At 39.2% G+C, this 16,710-nt stretch carries 17 protein-coding genes; 9 read left to right on the top strand and 8 right to left on the bottom strand.

Features of this window, described 5'->3' with window-relative positions; all coding sequences use genetic code 11:
* Nucleotides 1-60: 60 nt before the first annotated feature.
* From glmM to rlmE, 4 genes are all read right to left on the bottom strand, one after another.
* Nucleotides 61-1,410, bottom strand: coding sequence for a phosphoglucosamine mutase (gene glmM, locus J8L71_RS03550; RefSeq protein ID WP_210999289.1), 1,350 nt, complete (start codon nucleotides 1,408-1,410; stop codon nucleotides 61-63).
* The gene (gene folP / locus J8L71_RS03545) at nucleotides 1,407-2,255 is read right to left on the bottom strand and encodes a dihydropteroate synthase (protein ID WP_210999288.1); all 849 of its coding nucleotides are present in this window, start codon (nucleotides 2,253-2,255) and stop codon (nucleotides 1,407-1,409) included. The genes glmM and folP overlap by 4 nt, the downstream gene beginning before the upstream one ends.
* 80 nt (nucleotides 2,256-2,335) lie before the next feature.
* A complete protein-coding gene (gene ftsH / locus J8L71_RS03540; protein WP_247655170.1) occupies nucleotides 2,336-4,279 on the bottom strand; it encodes an ATP-dependent zinc metalloprotease FtsH in 1,944 nt (647 codons plus the stop codon).
* 66 nt (nucleotides 4,280-4,345) lie between these two features.
* The gene (rlmE, locus tag J8L71_RS03535; protein WP_058548437.1) at nucleotides 4,346-4,975 is read right to left on the bottom strand and encodes a 23S rRNA (uridine(2552)-2'-O)-methyltransferase RlmE; all 630 of its coding nucleotides are present in this window, start codon (nucleotides 4,973-4,975) and stop codon (nucleotides 4,346-4,348) included.
* 88 nt (nucleotides 4,976-5,063) lie between these two features.
* Between rlmE and yhbY the strand changes: the two genes are divergently transcribed.
* Nucleotides 5,064-5,360, top strand: a complete 297-nt coding sequence (yhbY, locus tag J8L71_RS03530; protein WP_058548438.1) for a ribosome assembly RNA-binding protein YhbY — start codon at nucleotides 5,064-5,066, stop codon at nucleotides 5,358-5,360.
* An 81-nt stretch (nucleotides 5,361-5,441) separates the two neighbouring features.
* Here the strand turns inward: yhbY and J8L71_RS03525 are convergent, their stop codons facing one another.
* Both J8L71_RS03525 and J8L71_RS03520 read right to left on the bottom strand, forming a co-directional pair.
* Entirely contained in the window at nucleotides 5,442-5,951 is a 510-nt protein-coding gene (locus J8L71_RS03525) for a histidine phosphatase family protein (protein ID WP_210999286.1), read from the bottom strand.
* Entirely contained in the window at nucleotides 5,948-7,102 is a 1,155-nt protein-coding gene (locus J8L71_RS03520) for a serine hydrolase domain-containing protein (RefSeq protein WP_210999285.1), read from the bottom strand. Before J8L71_RS03520 ends, J8L71_RS03525 begins: the two co-directional genes overlap by 4 nt.
* Nucleotides 7,103-7,215: 113 nt before the next feature.
* Here J8L71_RS03520 and J8L71_RS03515 point away from each other — a divergent pair, with 113 nt between their 5' ends.
* The 6 genes from J8L71_RS03515 to J8L71_RS03490 all read left to right on the top strand — a co-directional run bounded on the left by J8L71_RS03515 (nucleotide 7,216) and on the right by J8L71_RS03490 (nucleotide 12,952).
* On the top strand, nucleotides 7,216-8,019 hold the full coding sequence (locus J8L71_RS03515; RefSeq protein ID WP_210999284.1) for a hypothetical protein: 804 nt from the start codon (nucleotides 7,216-7,218) through the stop codon (nucleotides 8,017-8,019).
* Between the two features lie 180 nt (nucleotides 8,020-8,199).
* Nucleotides 8,200-8,982, top strand: a complete 783-nt coding sequence (locus J8L71_RS03510) for a MipA/OmpV family protein (RefSeq protein ID WP_247655169.1) — start codon at nucleotides 8,200-8,202, stop codon at nucleotides 8,980-8,982.
* Nucleotides 8,972-9,355, top strand: coding sequence for a DUF3019 domain-containing protein (locus J8L71_RS03505; protein WP_210999282.1), 384 nt, complete (start codon nucleotides 8,972-8,974; stop codon nucleotides 9,353-9,355). Before J8L71_RS03510 ends, J8L71_RS03505 begins: the two co-directional genes overlap by 11 nt.
* Before the next feature lie 24 nt (nucleotides 9,356-9,379).
* Nucleotides 9,380-10,087, top strand: coding sequence for a response regulator transcription factor (locus J8L71_RS03500; protein WP_210999281.1), 708 nt, complete (start codon nucleotides 9,380-9,382; stop codon nucleotides 10,085-10,087).
* A gap of 12 nt (nucleotides 10,088-10,099) precedes the next feature.
* Nucleotides 10,100-11,392 (top strand): ATP-binding protein, encoded by a 1,293-nt coding sequence (locus J8L71_RS03495; RefSeq protein WP_210999280.1) that lies wholly within the window; start codon nucleotides 10,100-10,102, stop codon nucleotides 11,390-11,392.
* 204 nt (nucleotides 11,393-11,596) lie between these two features.
* Nucleotides 11,597-12,952 carry a sodium-dependent transporter gene (locus J8L71_RS03490; protein WP_210999279.1) on the top strand — a complete coding sequence of 452 codons (1,356 nt, stop codon included), beginning with the start codon at nucleotides 11,597-11,599 and terminating at the stop codon, nucleotides 12,950-12,952.
* 49 nt (nucleotides 12,953-13,001) lie between these two features.
* On the opposite strand, the gene J8L71_RS03485 is transcribed toward J8L71_RS03490, so the two are convergent.
* Nucleotides 13,002-13,448 (bottom strand): GNAT family N-acetyltransferase, encoded by a 447-nt coding sequence (locus J8L71_RS03485; protein ID WP_210999278.1) that lies wholly within the window; start codon nucleotides 13,446-13,448, stop codon nucleotides 13,002-13,004.
* Between the two features lie 60 nt (nucleotides 13,449-13,508).
* Entirely contained in the window at nucleotides 13,509-14,252 is a 744-nt protein-coding gene (locus tag J8L71_RS03480; protein WP_210999277.1) for a sporulation protein, read from the bottom strand.
* A gap of 265 nt (nucleotides 14,253-14,517) precedes the next feature.
* On the opposite strand from J8L71_RS03480, the gene J8L71_RS03475 reads away from it, so the two are divergent.
* Together J8L71_RS03475 and J8L71_RS03470 are read left to right on the top strand one after the other, a co-directional pair.
* Nucleotides 14,518-16,092 carry a cation:proton antiporter family protein gene (locus J8L71_RS03475; RefSeq protein ID WP_210999276.1) on the top strand — a complete coding sequence of 525 codons (1,575 nt, stop codon included), beginning with the start codon at nucleotides 14,518-14,520 and terminating at the stop codon, nucleotides 16,090-16,092.
* 343 nt (nucleotides 16,093-16,435) lie between these two features.
* The gene (locus tag J8L71_RS03470) at nucleotides 16,436-16,651 is read left to right on the top strand and encodes a DUF3820 family protein (RefSeq protein ID WP_210999275.1); all 216 of its coding nucleotides are present in this window, start codon (nucleotides 16,436-16,438) and stop codon (nucleotides 16,649-16,651) included.
* Nucleotides 16,652-16,710: the final 59 nt, after the last annotated feature.

Below are 16,710 nucleotides of genomic sequence, written 5' to 3'. Positions count from 1 at the left end.
TATTAGAAAGCGGGCGAGATATTAACTTTTCTCGCCCAAAGTTACAAGAGGTTATTGTTATCAATCAGTTTGTTTGCTCATAGATTCGACAACTGCTGCAATTTTTTTAGCGCTGTCTAATACTATTTTTTCTTGTTCAGCTTCAACCATAACACGAACTACTGGCTCGGTACCTGATTTACGAAGTAAAACACGTCCTTTATCACCTAGAGTTTTTTCAACGTCTGCCACTGCATCGAGTACTTCGCTTGCTTTTGTAGGATCGGTACCGGGTGTATAACGCACATTGATCATCTTCATTGGGTACTTGGTAAAACCGGCACCTAAATCTTGTAATGTTCGATTTTGCGCAACCATAGCGGCAAGTACTTGAAGGCTTGAGATAATACCATCGCCGGTACTAATTAAGTCTAAATTTAAAACATGTCCTGAGCTCTCTCCGCCAATTTTCCAGCCTTTTTGTTGGAGCACTTCCATAACATAACGGTCGCCCACTTTACTGCGGGCAAAGTCTATACCTTTAGCTTTTAAGGCATTTTCAAGGCCCATATTAGACATAACGGTACCAACTACTCCACCGCCCAGTATATGATCATCTGCAGCTTGGCACGCTATAATATAAACCAAATCATCACCGTCAAATACACGGCCATTATGATCGACCATCATTACACGATCGCCATCACCATCATAGGCAATGCCCACATCGGCTTTGTGCTCTAGTACTTTACGTTTTAATGTATCTACATGCGTTGCACCACATTCGTGATTAATATTAACCCCATTAGGTTCACAAGCATGAGTAATAACCTCAGCACCAAGCTCTCGCATTACTGAAGGTGCAATATGATAGGTTGCGCCATTTGCGCAATCTAAAACAATTTTAAGTCCCTCTAGTGAAAGACCTTGAGGAAACTGGCTTTTACAAAACTCAATATAACGCCCATCAGCGCTAACTAAGCGTGATGCTTTACCAAGCTTGTCAGATGCAACACACGTCATCTGTTCATCGAGCATCGCTTCTATCTCAAGCTCAACAGCATCATCAAGTTTTAAGCCTTGACCATTAAAAAACTTAATACCATTATCGTAATAAGGGTTATGCGAAGCACTAATAACAATGCCCGCTTCAGCTCTGAATGTTTGTGCTAAATATGCAACTGCGGGAGTTGGCATTGGGCCAAGCAATACCACATCAATACCTGCAGCAATAAGGCCTGCTTCTAATGCGGTTTCAAGCATATAACCAGAAATACGCGTATCCTTACCTATAATTACTTTTTTGGTGCCACTTTGTGATAATACTCGTCCTGCAGCCCAACCTAATTTCATTGCAAATTCAGGGTTTATTGGAGCTGTACCGACTAAACCACGTACGCCGTCAGTGCCAAAATATTTTCTTTCTTTCATTGTGTAATTCCTTTATCGCACGCTTGATATACACCTAGTACATCTGCGGTTTCTTTTACATCGTGTACACGAATAATTTTTGCGCCATTTTGCGCAGCTATTAATGCACCAGCTAAGCTACCTGCAAGGCGCTCACTAGTGTCTCTATTTAATAAATTACCTATCATCGACTTACGCGATAAACCAGCTAGTAAGGGTAAGCCAAATTTATTAAAGTCATTAAACTGGGCCAATATTTGATAATTATGGCTCAATGTTTTTCCAAATCCGAAACCAGGGTCAAGAATAAGCTGCTCTCGCTTAATCCCGGCTGTTTCACATTCGCTAATACGCTGAGTAAAAAAAGTATTTATGTCTAAAAATAAATCATCGTAATGTGGAGCTGATTGCATACTTCGAGGTTGCCCTTGCATGTGCATCAAACAAATAGCCACATCGCTGTGTTTTGCTGCAACCTCTAATGCGCCCTCTTCTTGAAGTGCTCTTACATCATTTATAATATCGGCGCCAGCTAATAAAGCTTGCTCCATTACCTTTGCTTTACTTGTATCTATAGAAATAATACAGTCACTATGCTCCCGAATGGCTTTAATGGCGGGAATGACGCGAGCAAGTTCATCTTCAAGAGATACGTCAGGGGCACCAGGGCGGGTGGATTCACCACCTATATCAATTATTTGTGCGCCATCATTTAACAATTGCATAGCTTGATTGAGTGCTATTACGGGGTCTATAAACTGCCCTCCATCAGAAAAAGAATCTGGTGTGACATTTAGTATTCCCATAATCACTGGGGTTTCTAGGCTGAGCTTACGGCCTCTTGGAAGCTTTAATACGGTAGTCATCGCCAACCTTTTATTCTTATTTCTAAATAGTTGATACAAAAAAGCCCCGAAGTACGGGGCTTTCATAACTATTTTAACGATTATTCAGCTTTGTCATCAAGGTTTGTTTCATCTTTTTTTGATGAATCATCTGGTTTTTGAGTTTCTTCAATAACCGGCTCTTGTGGTGCTTGGGCTTTTTCAGGCTTAGCTTCGTGACGGTCATGTGCATCGCGAGGTTCGCGAACTGGCTGACGCGCCATTAAATCATCAATTTGTTTAGCATCGATAGTTTCATATTTCATCAGTGCGTCTTTCATCGAGTGAAGAATATCAATATTTTCTTTTAATATATCTTCTGCTCGTTGATAGTTGCGATCTGAGAACAAACGAACTTCAGCATCAATTACTTTAGCCGTATCATCCGACATGTTCGATGCACGACTACCGCCGCCACCCATATACATTTCGTTTTGATCTTCAGCGTAGAGTAATGGGCCCAGCTTTTCACTTAAACCCCAATGCGTCACCATTTTACGTGCAATATCAGTTGCGCGCTCAATATCGTTACTTGCACCGGTTGTTACTTTGTCTGCACCATAAATAAGTGCTTCAGCAATACGGCCACCATAAAGGCTTGAAATCATAGACTCTAAAAGCTCTTTAGAGTGGCTAACACGGTCTTGCTCTGGCAAGTACATTGTTACACCTAACGCGCGACCACGTGGAATAATAGATACCTTATAAACAGGGTCGTGCTCTGGCACCAAACGGCCAACAATTGCGTGGCCAGCTTCGTGGTAAGCCGTCATTTCTTTTTCTTGCTCGCTCATCACCATGGTTTTGCGCTCTGCGCCCATCATGATTTTATCTTTAGCAGCATCAAACTCAGCCATATTGACAACACGTTTATTACCACGTGCTGCGTAAAGAGCGGCTTCGTTTACTAAGTTTGCTAAATCTGCACCTGAAAAACCAGGTGTACCGCGTGCAATAACAGCCGCTTCTACATTGTCGCCTAATGGTACTTTACGCATGTGAACTTTAAGTATTTGTTCACGGCCGCGAATATCTGGTAAACCTACTTCTACTTGGCGGTCAAAACGACCTGGGCGAAGTAACGCAGGGTCAAGTACGTCTGGACGGTTAGTCGCAGCAATTACAATTATACCTTCGTTACCACCAAAACCATCCATCTCTACTAGCATTTGGTTTAACGTTTGTTCGCGCTCATCGTTACCGCCGCCCATACCTGCGCCACGTTTACGACCAACGGCATCAATTTCATCTATAAAGATAATACAAGGCGCTGCTTTTTTAGCTTGTTCGAACATATCACGAACACGTGATGCACCCACACCAACAAACATCTCAACAAAGTCAGAACCTGAAATTGTGAAAAATGGTACTTTTGCTTCACCTGCCACCGCTTTCGCTAGCAATGTTTTACCTGTACCTGGAGGACCAACCATAAGTACACCCTTAGGTATACTGCCGCCCAGCTTTTGAAATTTCGATGGGTCGCGTAAGAAATCTACCAATTCGGTAACATCTTCTTTTGCTTCATCACACCCAGCTACATCAGCAAAGGTTGTTTTAATCTGATCTTCGCTCATTAGGCGCGCTTTGCTCTTACCAAACGACATCGCGCCTTTACCGCCCCCGCCTTGCATTTGACGCATGAAGAATATCCATACACCAATAAGCAGTATCATCGGGAACCAAGAAATAAATATACTTGCTAAAAATGATTGCTCTTCAGGTTGAACACCTTTCACATTTACATCATTTTTAAGCAAATCATTTATTAAGTCTTCATCATACATTGGCATTGTTGTTTGAAAACGTTCGCCACTGTTTTTAGTGCCCGTAATACTGCCTGTACCACGGTCAATGATTACTTCTTGTAAAGAGCCACTACGTACGTCCTTTACAAATTGAGTGTAACTTGTTTGACGATCAACTTGATCGCCGCCATTAAAGCTCTGAAAGACTGACATCAGCACAACTGCAATCACCAGCCATAGTATTAAATTTTTCGCCATATCGCTCAAGGGGTTAACCTCTTGTATCCAATTAATTTAAATTCAACTAAACGCCAAGCAACTGTACTACAGTTTGTATCCAGTCGCTACTATATAAACTTCCCGAGAACGGGCACGTGAGGCATCAGGTTTGCGTATTTTCACTGCTTTAAAACTATTACGTACATCCTGCAAGTATTGATCAAAGCCTTCACCTTGGAAAACCTTAACAATAAATGCGCCATTTTTCTTTAAAACTTGATTACACATATCTAGCGCGAGTTCCACTAAATACATGCTACCAGCTTGATCTACCGAGTTATTGCCACTCATATTTGGTGCCATGTCAGAGAGTACCACATCAACATTTTTACCATCAATGCGTTTTAACAATGCATTGAGTACTGCCTCTTCACGAAAGTCACCTTGTAAAAAGTCAACGCCCGCCAGTGAGTCCATAGGTAATATATCACACGCAACAACTTGGCCTTTGTCACCCACTTTTTCAGCCAAATATTGAGACCAACTACCAGGAGCGGCCCCTAAGTCGACCACGGTCATACCCGGGCGAAGTAGCTTATCTCTATTTTGTACTTCATCTAATTTAAAAACCGCTCTTGAACGCCAGCCTTTTTTTTGCGCTTCTTGAACATATTTATCATCAAAATGTTCTTTCAGCCAACGCTGTGAACTGGCTGACTGTTTTTTATTTGTCATAAATTAACACGCAACTAATTAGTAATATTCTTTAGATGGCGTTAGAATACCCTTAATTCAAGCCATATTCAGCAAAATTTGTATAAACATGACATTATCAAACAAACAAAAGCAGTTTTTAAAAGGTCAGGCGCATAGCCTTAAGCCTGTAGTTTTACTAGGTTCTAACGGTTTAACCGAAGGCGTAGTAGTCGAAATTCAAAGTGCATTAGAAATTCACGAATTAATTAAAGTGAAAGTACCCACTGACGATCGTGAAACTAAAGCATTAATTTTTGATGCTATTATTCGTGAAACCGGCGCGACTAAACTACAAACAATTGGTCACACTATTGTGCTTTACCGCCAAAGTGTTGAGAAAAAAATCCAATTACCACGTAACTAATTAATCCTATTTAAAGGATTTAGTACGTTTAATTAAAAAAACCAGCTTAATGCTGGTTTTTTGTTATTTAATTAATACAAATTAGAAGTTCATTTTGTGCTCGGCAACAGAGTATTCATTGGTATTTTGATTTACACTTTTACTTAATAAAAAATAACGTGAAAATTCACTCTCACTCATTGGTGTTATTGTTTCATTTGAAAGTAGCGCCGCTAATCGCGGTGTTGTATTGCTGTGCCCTATAACTATCACTACTCCGTTAAGCTTAAGTAGTTCATCTTTAAAAGCAGGTAACTCTCTTGCGTCGTAAGTACTAATTTGCTCATTAAAATGCTCACTCAATGGTTTTGCACTTTGAAGAGTTCGTTTGTAATTACTACTGTAAATGTGAACCTTTTTATATTTTTTTAATAAAGTAACCAAATGATTAGCACGTAATTTTCCGGCATCAGAAAGATCTGGGTTTTTACCTGCTAAATTTTCACTGTGACGAAATAAATATATTTCATCAGGTACTGCTAACACTAAAAAGCTATTTAATAAGGTAACTAAAGAAATTACACCCGTAAGTAAAATACGTTTGTATTTCATATTTTTTCACCTCGTTTATATTCAAGTACTCGGTCAATAAACTCCGTAGTTAACTCGTTAATCACTCCGGTTTCAGCATTAACTATCAAGCTAAAGCCAATATTTAAATGAGGGAATACAACTACATCACTTCTGTACCCTTGCACCCAACCACTATGATAATAAAGCGTTTCTTTTGCGTAATCGTAAATCCGCCAGCCTAGCCCGTAATACGCATTATTTACGTGTTTTTTCCATACTCGGCGATATCTTTCTTTTTTTGTATAAGTATAAGGGCGAGTTTGTTTTGCAAGAGCGTCTAAAGATAATACATCTGGGTATGAGCCTAACTGTGCTTTTAACCAAATAGCCATGTCGCTAGCGCTCGCGTTTACACCTGCGGCGGGGCCAACTTTATAATAGTTTTTTTTAAGCTTGGCGCTATACCAACGCTTCGTCCCTCTGACGTGCGGTAATGCAAAGTTTTTATCTTCAACCATAGCGTCAAAACCTAAGCTTGCGTCACTCATTTTTAAAGGGTCGAAAATAGCTTCTCTTAGCCACTGTGCATAATTTTTATGAGTGCTTTGTAATATCACATCATCAATGAGACTAAACATGACATTTTGATAGCCATAGCACTCTCCTGGTTTACAGATAGGTTTTACTGTAAGCAGTTTTTGTACAATATCGGGGTAATCCATTCGAGATTCAATCAAGTTATCGTAAGCATTTGGTACTAAACCACTAGAATGACTAAGTAAATGAAACACCTTTAAATCGTCTTTATAAACGGTATTTTTAAAATCGCTTAAATAGTCACTTACTGGTTTATCTAATTCAAGTAGCCCCTCATTTGCAAGCTTAGCCGATAAGGAGCCTGCAAATGTTTTAGACACTGACGCAAGTCTAAATCGAGTGTGTTTATTAACCTTTTGGCCATTACGTATTTTCGTAACACCCATAGTATGAATATAATCCGCATTATTTATATTAACGATAGAAAGAGCGGCACCAGGTATGCCTTTGTTCTTTAGTTTTTTTTGTGCGTAACGACCATACTTTTTTACAAATGCATCCCAGTTAGGGTCTGCTTTTGCTGAAAAACTCACAGCACTAAACAGTAAACACAAAGCAGATAGGCAATACAATAAAGGGTTGAGATACTTCATTTTTTGAAATTTTTATCTTTTTAACTACATCTGCGTAGATAATATCATGAAGTTTTGTTTGGACTAACGTACAATACGACGAATATTTGGCTTTTAGTGAGTGTTTTGTACTTATGCGTTTTTTAGTTGTATCACTTTTTATTTTATTATCAACAGGTTGCACTCTTACGAAGCAATCAGCCGAACCTTTGGCTATGCCATCAAAGCCAACATTAAAAAGTCAGTCGTATCAGCTTGAGTACACCACCGAGCATGCATCGCCAAAAGTGAAGTCTGTACAGCTACCGGCACATAAAGTACTAAGAAACCAAACAGTTAAAATAATTACCGATAAAGCAAGTGTAACTGATAAGTTACTTTCGCAAATTGGCCAAGCACTTAACGACAAACAATTAAAAGTAACGACTAAAAATAATAGCGACTACACGCTCACTATCCAGCAGTTAGACTTAACATTTACTGACGACACTAAGTACGCTATAAAGCAACCTGAAAACCCTTACCCTATCTATGCAAATGTTGCTCAGCAATACCCAGCTCAACAATGCGCTACAATATTTGCACAAGTTAGCATGCGCCTAACACACAAATCGTCTGGTGATGTTGTATGGTTTGCAAAATCATCAATAGACAGTGCAAGTTTTCATCGTGAACCATTAGTTTATAATTTTAGTGAAGAGCAAAAGATTACTAATGAGCTTGAAATTGCTTCGTTTATTCACCAGCAAAATACAGATGAAGCACGTATAGCAAGGTTTGGAAAAGACATACAAATTCCTCAGTACAAAACGCTTTCTAAGTTATCAAACCTTACAAAATTAAGCGGCCCGTGTAATAGAACAGAAGTAAGTGCATTAACACCTATGATGCAGTTTTACCTAAGCAGTATATTAATCGATAAAATTAAAGTGCAGTAAATTTAAGCCGCCTTAAGATCACGCTTACTACATTTTTTTACAGATTAAAGGAACGCCTTAACAATATACTACGCTTAATAACAAATAATAATTAGGCCCCTAGGGATGAGAAACACTTTGCTTAACCATACTTTTTTGAGCATCACATTGCTTTTTTGCTGCATGTTTAGCACTTCGAGTATGGCAAGTAATCGCTATTATGCCGATAACACGCTTGAGCCAACTCAAGGTTTTGCGTGGGACTGGAGTGCCGGCGCTGGATTTTATATTGAAGACTCTTACCTTGTTGGGATTGATTCTTACGATAAAGGTGTCGAACTTGACCTCAGCCTTGCGATTTCTTACGACAGATTTTACCTTGATTTTGATCATAACCAGCTAAGCGGCGGCCTTGTTGTCGGTTACAGCCTTATCGATAAATTTGATTGGGGCCTAGATATTTTGGGTACTAATACTCAAGCCGGTTTTAGCGAAAAAGGCCTTGGATTTTATAACAATGGCGTTATTGAAGAGCTCCAAGGAATAAAAAAGCGTAATTACGATTTTGACGTAGGTCTTAGATTAACCCGCAGATTTGAAAACTCACAGTTCTCCTTTGAATACCTTCATGATGTATCAGGTGCCCACAATGGCTGGGTAATAAACAGTTTTTTTAGCCAAATATTACCATGGCGAAATTGGGAGTTTAGATCAGGAGTAGGTATTAGCGCTTACTCCGCTGACTTCACTAATTATTATTTTGGTATAGATAGCGATGAAGCCACCAGCATTCGTCCTGTATATAGCACTAATACCAGCACCAGTATTATATTTGAGTTTCATGCAGAATACCCCTTGAGTCGTGACTGGGTATTTTTAGCAGGTTGGCTCACTACATGGTTTTCAAAAGAAATTGACGACAGCCCAATTATTTCCCAAGGATATCAACATAAAGCCAAGGTAGGCCTACGTTATGTATTTTAGATGGATCTGTGTATTACTGATCTTCCCAAGCCCTTGGCTTTTACAAGCACAAGAGCCACCCGAAACACTTATCGCATTGCCCGATACTTGCGTTGCGTTGCGCGAAGGCCGTAATTGCTATGCTGATATTACACTAACATGGGAGCAACCTGTAATTGGTAATTACTGCCTGCGTGATGCAACATCAAAGTACATAATGCAATGTTGGCTCAAACAGCAAAATGGTAGCTTTAATTATGCTTTTGACTCACAGCAAAGCATTTCATTTGAACTATTTGATAGCAATACAGCTAAAGTTATCAGCACAGCAGAAGTAAAGCTACAATGGGTTTATCAAAACAGACAAAAAAAACGTCGCTGGCGACTATTTTAATACCACTTGTTTTAAGGATATTTTATGGATAACTACGGCACCATTTTACTTGTTGAAGACGATGTATCGCTTGCCCAGTGGGTAGCTGAATATTTAACGGAGCAAGGCTATACAACCCATGTTTGTCATCGGGGAGACGAAGTTGTCAGCCAAGTAAAAACATTAAACCCTACTATAGTGCTGCTAGATATTATGCTTCCAGGACAAGATGGCATTAGTGTTTGCAGAGAGCTTCGCAGTTTTTATAGCGCACCGATTATAATGCTCACCGCCCGCGATGAAGAAATGGATGAAGTCATAGGCCTCGAAGTTGGTGCAAGCGATTACATTATGAAACCTGTTCGCCCACGTGCCTTGTTAGCACGAATTAAAGCAGCGCTGCGTCAAAACAATGAAACTAGTACGCCACAGGTTAACGAAAGCCTTATTCAAGTCGGTGCGCTTAGCATTAATACCGAATCAAGAAATGTAACCCTTAACGAGCAAGATATAAACATATCAAGCGCCGAGTATCTCTTACTGCATTACCTAGCAAGTAATGCGGGGCAAGTTGTATCACGCGATGCTGTATTTAAAGCGACGAAAGGTAGAGAGTACGACGGACTTGATAGAAGTGTTGATGTACTTATTTCTGCACTTCGCAAAAAATTTAATGATGACCCTCAAAACCCAGAAAAAATAAAAACTATTTGGGGCCGTGGTTATTTACTTGTTTCTACTGCATGGCAATAAAGTGATAAATAAATGAAAAAGTTTTATATATCACTCCTAGGCAGTGCACTGTTATCTATTGTGGTTTTAGGCTGGCTTATTGATGCATTTAGTCAGCGCGCACATACACCACAGGATGAGTTTAGCCAACAAAGTAAAATGATCACTGGCTTTAGTAAGCAGCTCGCCAACATTCCCACACCTGAGCGTAGCAGCTATGTAAGACAACTCGCTCAAGAGTTTGATATTTTAATTGATTACAAACCTAACGACTCGCTAGCCTTACCGCCATCACTATTATTGCAAATGCACACCCCTGATGGTCTGATTTTAGAAGACCAGCAAGGCTTTTATATGCTTTACAGCAGTGAAATACTAAACCCTTTTCATTTATCTATGCGCTTAGATAAACACTCTGATAGCGAGCAACGTAATGACATAATGCTAACATTGCTATTTTATGCAGGCTTATGTGTATTTATGGGCTTTATTATTGCCCCTTTAGCAAAACGTTTAACTGTATTAAACGAAGCTGCCAAAAAATTTGCATCCGGTAACGTTCAAGCCCGTATAAAAGTGTCGCACTTTACTTATATAAAAGATGTTGAGCTCACCTTTAATCGCATGGCGAGTCAGATAGAAAAGCTCGTCGCCGAAAATAAATTAATGGCCTCAAGCTTATCTCACGATATACGCACTCCTATAGCCTGCCTTCGATTTGGATTAGATGCCGCGCTTGATAGCCATGATGAGCATAAAATAAAGCAATATTTAGCACGTATGGAAAACGATTTGGATCATATGGAGTCTATGCTGAGCAGTTATTTAGCATTTGCAACACTTGAGCAAAATGCTAATAAACTAACCTACTCTTCGACAAATATTAAACCTTACCTTGAAGATATTTTAATACAGCTAGCACCTAAGCTTGAATCGCAAATGTTAAGTGTGCAACTTAACAGTAGCGATGAATTAATAAGTGCCGATCTTCATTGGCTTGCTCGCGCCATTACAAACTTATTAACGAATGCCTGCGATTTTGCGGGTCAATATATTTACCTAAGTGCAAAATTACATGAGCAACAACTTATAATTACTGTAGAAGATGATGGCCCGGGAATCGCCCGTGAAAACTTTAATAATGTATTCAGCCCATTTTTTAGAGAGGAAGACCACCGTAACAGAGCCGATAAAAGCTATGGCCTTGGTTTAGCCATAGTTGCTAAAGTAGCTGATTGGCATCACGGTAGTGTTAAAGTTACTAAAAGTAATCAACTAGGTGGGGCTTGCTTTACCCTCACTATTGCTCAGCATTACAACCCGTAAAGCAATAGTTACAGAGTAAAGTTAACAATTATTAAACAAAATCAACTCGTTATTTTAAACGACTCGATAACAATAAATAAAACTGATGCTTAATACATACACTCGACTTATTAAATTGTGCTAAATCAGCAAATAAGCACTTTTTATTTATTTACATTTCCAGTAGATTGTCAGCGCCGTCACACAATAGAGAAGTACAATAATATGAGCGCAGTTAGAGGCGAGTTTAGCTCTCGCTTTGGTTTTATTATGGCCGCCGCCGGTTCTGCCGTTGGTTTGGGTAATATATGGGGATTCCCTACACAAACAGCAAGTAACGGCGGCGCTGCATTTTTAGTCGCTTATTTAGTGCTTGCTTTCTTTTTAGCCTACCCTGCTTTGATGGCTGAGCTGATGATTGGTCGTCACGGTCAAGCCAATGCAGTGTCATCACTTAAAAAAATATCGACTAAACCTTGGCAAAAGCGTTTTGCTTTTACTGTTGGTTTTGGTGGTATTTTATGTGCAGGCTTTATTTTAAGTTTTTACGCTATTGTTGCAGGCTGGATGCTCAGTGCTACCGCTGAACCCATAGCTACCTTAGTTGGCGCCGACACAGCATCAACATGGCTAAGCGAGCAGTCACTTACTCGAAACATTATATTTACCCTGGTATTTATTACTTTAACCGTCGCTATTATCAGTCGAGGCGTAGAAAACGGCATCGAAAAATGGTCTAAACGATTAATGCCCGCACTGTTAGGTATTTTATTTGCACTTATTGCCTATGTAATGACGCAAGATGGCGCTATGGAAGGTTTAAAAGCGTATTTAGTTCCAGACTTTTCATCTATTTTTGACGCACAGTTATTAGTAAGTGCACTTGGCCAAGCCTTCTTCTCTTTATCGCTAGGCACTAGTGTAATGATTATTTATGGCTCATATATTAGCAAAAAAGAGAACCTGGTTTCTTTAGGTGCTTATGTAACGCTTATTGATGTATTTATCGCTTTTGTTGCAGGCTTACTGATCATCCCAGCAATGTACGTAGCACAAGCACAAGGTGTTGAAATATTCTCAGCATCAACAGGTAAATTACTCTCTGAAGATACATTGGTGTTTCAAGTACTTCCCGCTTTATTTAACGGTATGGGCGGCGTAGGCTTATTTGTAGGCTTTGCATTTTTTGCGCTAATGAGTATTGCTGCGTTAACCTCATCTATTTCAATGTTAGAAGCGCCTGTGTCATACACTGTTGAGCGTTTTGCGATGAAACGCGTTCAAGCAACGTGGTTAATCGGTGCACTCATTGCAATTGTTAGTATTACCATAGTTTGTAACCTTGGTAGCTTGTTTGGTTTAGTGATCACCTTAACAACGAAAGTAGCACAGCCATTGCTTGGCCTAATGTGCTGTATTTTTGTTGGCTGGATTTGGTATAGAGGCTCATTACTTAAAGCAATTCAAGAAGGGAACCCGGAGGTTCATAACACTTTATTTTGGAAAGTATGGCCTTGGTACACTAAGTTTATATGTCCGCTGGCCATAGGCATGGTGTTTTTACACTCTTTGCTAAGCTAAACTTAAAATATAAAAGCTCACATGTGTGAGCTTTTATATTTGTACTGATTTATAACACTTTTAAAATCATATCTTGATGGGCAATTCCATCTTCTAAGTATTCATTACCGTAATCTTCAAAGCCAAAAGAGCGATAAAACTCAAGTAAGTAAGTTTGAGCACCAATATAAATATCACGCTCTGGCCAGTGTGTCTTACAACAATTTATAGCCTCGTTGACAAGCAACGTAGCCAGCCCTTTTCCTCGCGCACTTTCACTGACAAGTACACGCCCTATTGCACTGTAGTGCTTATTTTTTTCGTAGCAACGCGCATAGCTCTGTAACTGATCATTATAAAGTGTATATAAGTGTTTAGTATTCGCAGCAACATCTACATCATCTAACTCGGGATAAGCGCATTGTTGCTCTACTACAAATACATCAATACGCCCACGAATTATTGTAAAAAGAGTACGAGAGTCAAGAGAGTCAAACGGTTCACATTTAAACGTCATATAAAATCCTGTAACAAAAAACCCAGCCTTAGCTGGGTTTTACTAAACTACGCTATACTATCAAGTAAATAAGCGCTCTAGTTGGTCGCACAACTGCGACAAATTAACATGGTCATGCTCTATAGTTAAATCTACATAACCATCGCTTCTAAAGGCTCTATCAAGCTCTATCAGCACATGTGTTTTATGTGCCTCAGGAACAAACGATAGCTCAATTTCTTGCAGCCCAAATAAACTGCGACTATTTGGTTTGTATTCAAGTTCTTGATAACAGCCCGACAGAGACTGAAAAGTAGATGCACGTAAATGACCCTTTTCAACATCCGCTTTCATCAAGCTGAATCCTAATTTATCCATTGCCTGCATACATGTTTTAACGGCTTCATTAGGATAAATGTGTAAATGGTCTTTATCAGTAGGATCAAGTGCTAAATCAATATCTAAACCTGTTTCAATCCATACATGAGATTGATTGTAACCTGCGTTAATTTCAGTAATTGGTGTTTCAGGGTGAAGGCGAGCTTCAAAAGGAATGCTTTTTACTTCACCAGGTTCAATAGTACCTATGTCAGTAATGCGCCACTGATCGATTACATGATTGGTAAAATAATCCCCATCATCACCGGCCACTTTTACGCGGGTCATTAATAGTAAGTCTAAACCTGCAATCTCTTGACTTACATCACCCGCTGTAATAACTATTTGCGCGTTAAAAAGCTGACCTGGTTGTAAGTGCTCAGTTTCTAAAATAGTGTCTACTTTAGCAGCACCAATACCCACTGATGCTAAAATCTTTTTAAACATATATTTCTCCTTAAGCTGAGCGGCTGTATTTCTGCCCATGCTTAAACTTCTTCGTTAAAGCATCTTAACCATATTTGAAAGCCAATGTCAGTGAAAAAGTGTTATTTACATGCTATTTACGATTAAACACGTGTTTAATGTGTATTTTTTATACGTCACTGAGCAAGTAATTGATTAAATGCGCTCATTTTTAGCACTGTTTTTATTTTCAATGGTATAAATTTTTCGTTACACTGCAATCCCAAATGAAGTGATATTAAGAATTATGGAACTAATCTATTTTGCCGCCGCATTTGTATGTGGCTTTGGCGTTTATCAGCTGAAACTTCCTCCACTAATTGGCTTTTTATTAGCTGGTTTTGCTTTAAATTTATCAGGCTACAAAAGTACAGAACTCCTCGACACGATTGCGGCACTTGGCGTAACACTTCTTCTTTTTAGTATTGGCTTAAAACTTAAAGTACACAGCTTAGTAAAACCCCAGGTATGGGCGCCTGCGACCTTACATATAATTTTTAGTAGCGCATTATTTAGTGGCTTTATGCTATTACTTGGTGTGTTTGCAGTACCTATGTTTGTTGAGCTAAGCTGGCAAAGTGCTTTACTAGTTGGCTTTGCGCTTAGCTTTTCAAGCACAGTTTTTGCAGTAAAAGTACTTGAAGAGCGCGGAGAAATGGCAAGCTTACACGGTAAAATAGCCATTGGTATTTTGGTAATGCAAGATATCTTCGCGGTTATATTTTTAGCAATAAGCACAGGGAAAGTACCAAACTTATGGGCTATTGCTTTAATAATTGCGCTGCCTTTACTTAGACCCTTAATGTACGGCGTATTAAATCGCTCAAAGCATGGTGAACTCCTTCCTTTATTTGGGTTCTTTTTTGCTCTGGTTGCTGGCTATCATGCTTTTGAATTTGCAGGTCTAAAAGGCGATTTAGGTGCACTAATAATCGGAATGATGTTTGCCCCACATAAAAAAGCGGGCGAGCTATCAAAGTCGTTACTCAACTTAAAAGATATATTACTGGTTGGATTTTTCTTAAGTATTGGCTTAAATGCAGAGCTTACGAGTAACTCTTTAATCGTTGCGATACTACTTATTTTGGTATTGCCAATTAAAGCTGCACTTTATTATGTGTTTACTAATTTATTTAAGCTGCGTGCACGCACCTCTTTACTTACTACATTTAGCTTATCTAACTATAGCGAATTTGGCTTAATTGTATGTGCTGTGGCAGCAACTACCGGTATGATCACCACTGAGTGGCTGGCAGTAATGGCAATTGCAGTGTCTATTACGTTCGTCATCGCCTCGCCTTTAAATAAACGCTCAAACGAGTTGTACGTGAAAATAGAACACTGGCTATTAAAGATTGAAAGTAAAACACGCTTAGCAGAAGAGCTGCCGGTTAATCTAAATAACACTAAAATAGTCATTTTTGGCATGGGCCGTATAGGTACCGGTGCGTATGAAACAATAAATGCCACGCACCCAAATGTTGTAGCGGGTATTGATATAAAACCAGAGGTGGTAGACAAACACGTTAAAAGAGGACGAAATGTACTCATTGCGGATGCAACAGATCCAGATTTTTGGCAACGAGTAAACCACTCGAATGTTCAAATGGTTATGCTTGCAATGCCAAAGCATATGCAAAATATTTTTGCATTAGAGCAACTTCTGGCTTCTGGCTACAAAGGCCAAGTTACCGCCATTGCAAACTACCCTGATCAGCAAAAAGAACTTGAAGAAATGGGTGTACACTCTACCTATAACTTTTACTTAGAAGCTGGTAGTGGTTTCGCTGAACACGTTAAGCAAGAGCTATTTAACGACTAAATCGTCTTTGATAACGATAACTAATAACAAAGAATGTAGTTCTTTCTTATTAGTTTCAAAATAAAAACTCATTCTATTTACATTCCTTTACAAGCCTACTCACCACGGCAATAAAAAACAGGTAGACTAGCCGTGTTGGTTAAATAAGAACCCATGTTAAAAATAATAACGTAATTAGACTTCAACTAATTAGCGTCATACAGGGGTTATATTGACCAATATAAATTCTTATATCAGAGGGCCTACTCCCTCGCTCAATAGGCTGTTTCTTGCCCGTCACAGCCTATTTTATCTCTCTAAAATCCCTTACACTTAGCTACACATAAATATTTAAGTTATCTATATGGATCCAAAACAACTCAAGATAGCAATCAACACAATAATGCCTTTTGGAAAATATGCAGGCCGTCCTTTATTGTTGCTACCCGAGCCCTATTTGGTTTGGTTTAAGCAGCAAGGATTCCCCGATACAAGACTCGGTGGCCAATTAGCGATGATGTACGAAGTAAAATTAAATGGGCTTGAGCAAATGCTGATGCCGTTGCTTGAAAAAAGATAAATTAATCGAGAACTTTTTTGAAGGTAGTCGGTCTATTTAATTGCTACTTGTTGATTTTG

The sequence above is a fragment of the Pseudoalteromonas sp. MMG007 genome (assembly GCF_018100985.1).
In the GTDB taxonomy this organism is placed as follows: Bacteria; Pseudomonadota; Gammaproteobacteria; order Enterobacterales; family Alteromonadaceae; genus Pseudoalteromonas.
Note: the sequence above shows the minus strand (reverse complement) of the source record. Positions and strands in the feature narration are given on the sequence as shown.

Bases quoted from the DNA above. Each gene is read 5' to 3' on its own strand.
- J8L71_RS03495 (WP_210999280.1), top strand. From the start codon at position 10,100: ATGAAAAAGTTTTATATATCACTCCTAGGCAGTGCACTGTTATCTATT.
- J8L71_RS03500 (WP_210999281.1), top strand. From the start codon at position 9,380: ATGGATAACTACGGCACCATTTTACTTGTTGAAGACGATGTATCGCTT.
- ftsH (WP_247655170.1), bottom strand. From the start codon at position 4,279: ATGGCGAAAAATTTAATACTATGGCTGGTGATTGCAGTTGTGCTGATG.
- J8L71_RS03475 (WP_210999276.1), top strand. From the start codon at position 14,518: ATGGAACTAATCTATTTTGCCGCCGCATTTGTATGTGGCTTTGGCGTT.
- J8L71_RS03510 (WP_247655169.1), top strand. From the start codon at position 8,200: ATGGCAAGTAATCGCTATTATGCCGATAACACGCTTGAGCCAACTCAA.
- J8L71_RS03485 (WP_210999278.1), bottom strand. From the start codon at position 13,448: ATGACGTTTAAATGTGAACCGTTTGACTCTCTTGACTCTCGTACTCTT.
- J8L71_RS03470 (WP_210999275.1), top strand. From the start codon at position 16,436: ATGGATCCAAAACAACTCAAGATAGCAATCAACACAATAATGCCTTTT.
- J8L71_RS03480 (WP_210999277.1), bottom strand. From the start codon at position 14,252: ATGTTTAAAAAGATTTTAGCATCAGTGGGTATTGGTGCTGCTAAAGTA.
- folP (WP_210999288.1), bottom strand. From the start codon at position 2,255: ATGACTACCGTATTAAAGCTTCCAAGAGGCCGTAAGCTCAGCCTAGAA.
- J8L71_RS03520 (WP_210999285.1), bottom strand. From the start codon at position 7,102: ATGAAGTATCTCAACCCTTTATTGTATTGCCTATCTGCTTTGTGTTTA.
- J8L71_RS03525 (WP_210999286.1), bottom strand. From the start codon at position 5,951: ATGAAATACAAACGTATTTTACTTACGGGTGTAATTTCTTTAGTTACC.
- J8L71_RS03515 (WP_210999284.1), top strand. From the start codon at position 7,216: ATGCGTTTTTTAGTTGTATCACTTTTTATTTTATTATCAACAGGTTGC.
- rlmE (WP_058548437.1), bottom strand. From the start codon at position 4,975: ATGACAAATAAAAAACAGTCAGCCAGTTCACAGCGTTGGCTGAAAGAA.
- glmM (WP_210999289.1), bottom strand. From the start codon at position 1,410: ATGAAAGAAAGAAAATATTTTGGCACTGACGGCGTACGTGGTTTAGTC.
- J8L71_RS03490 (WP_210999279.1), top strand. From the start codon at position 11,597: ATGAGCGCAGTTAGAGGCGAGTTTAGCTCTCGCTTTGGTTTTATTATG.
- yhbY (WP_058548438.1), top strand. From the start codon at position 5,064: ATGACATTATCAAACAAACAAAAGCAGTTTTTAAAAGGTCAGGCGCAT.
- J8L71_RS03505 (WP_210999282.1), top strand. From the start codon at position 8,972: ATGTATTTTAGATGGATCTGTGTATTACTGATCTTCCCAAGCCCTTGG.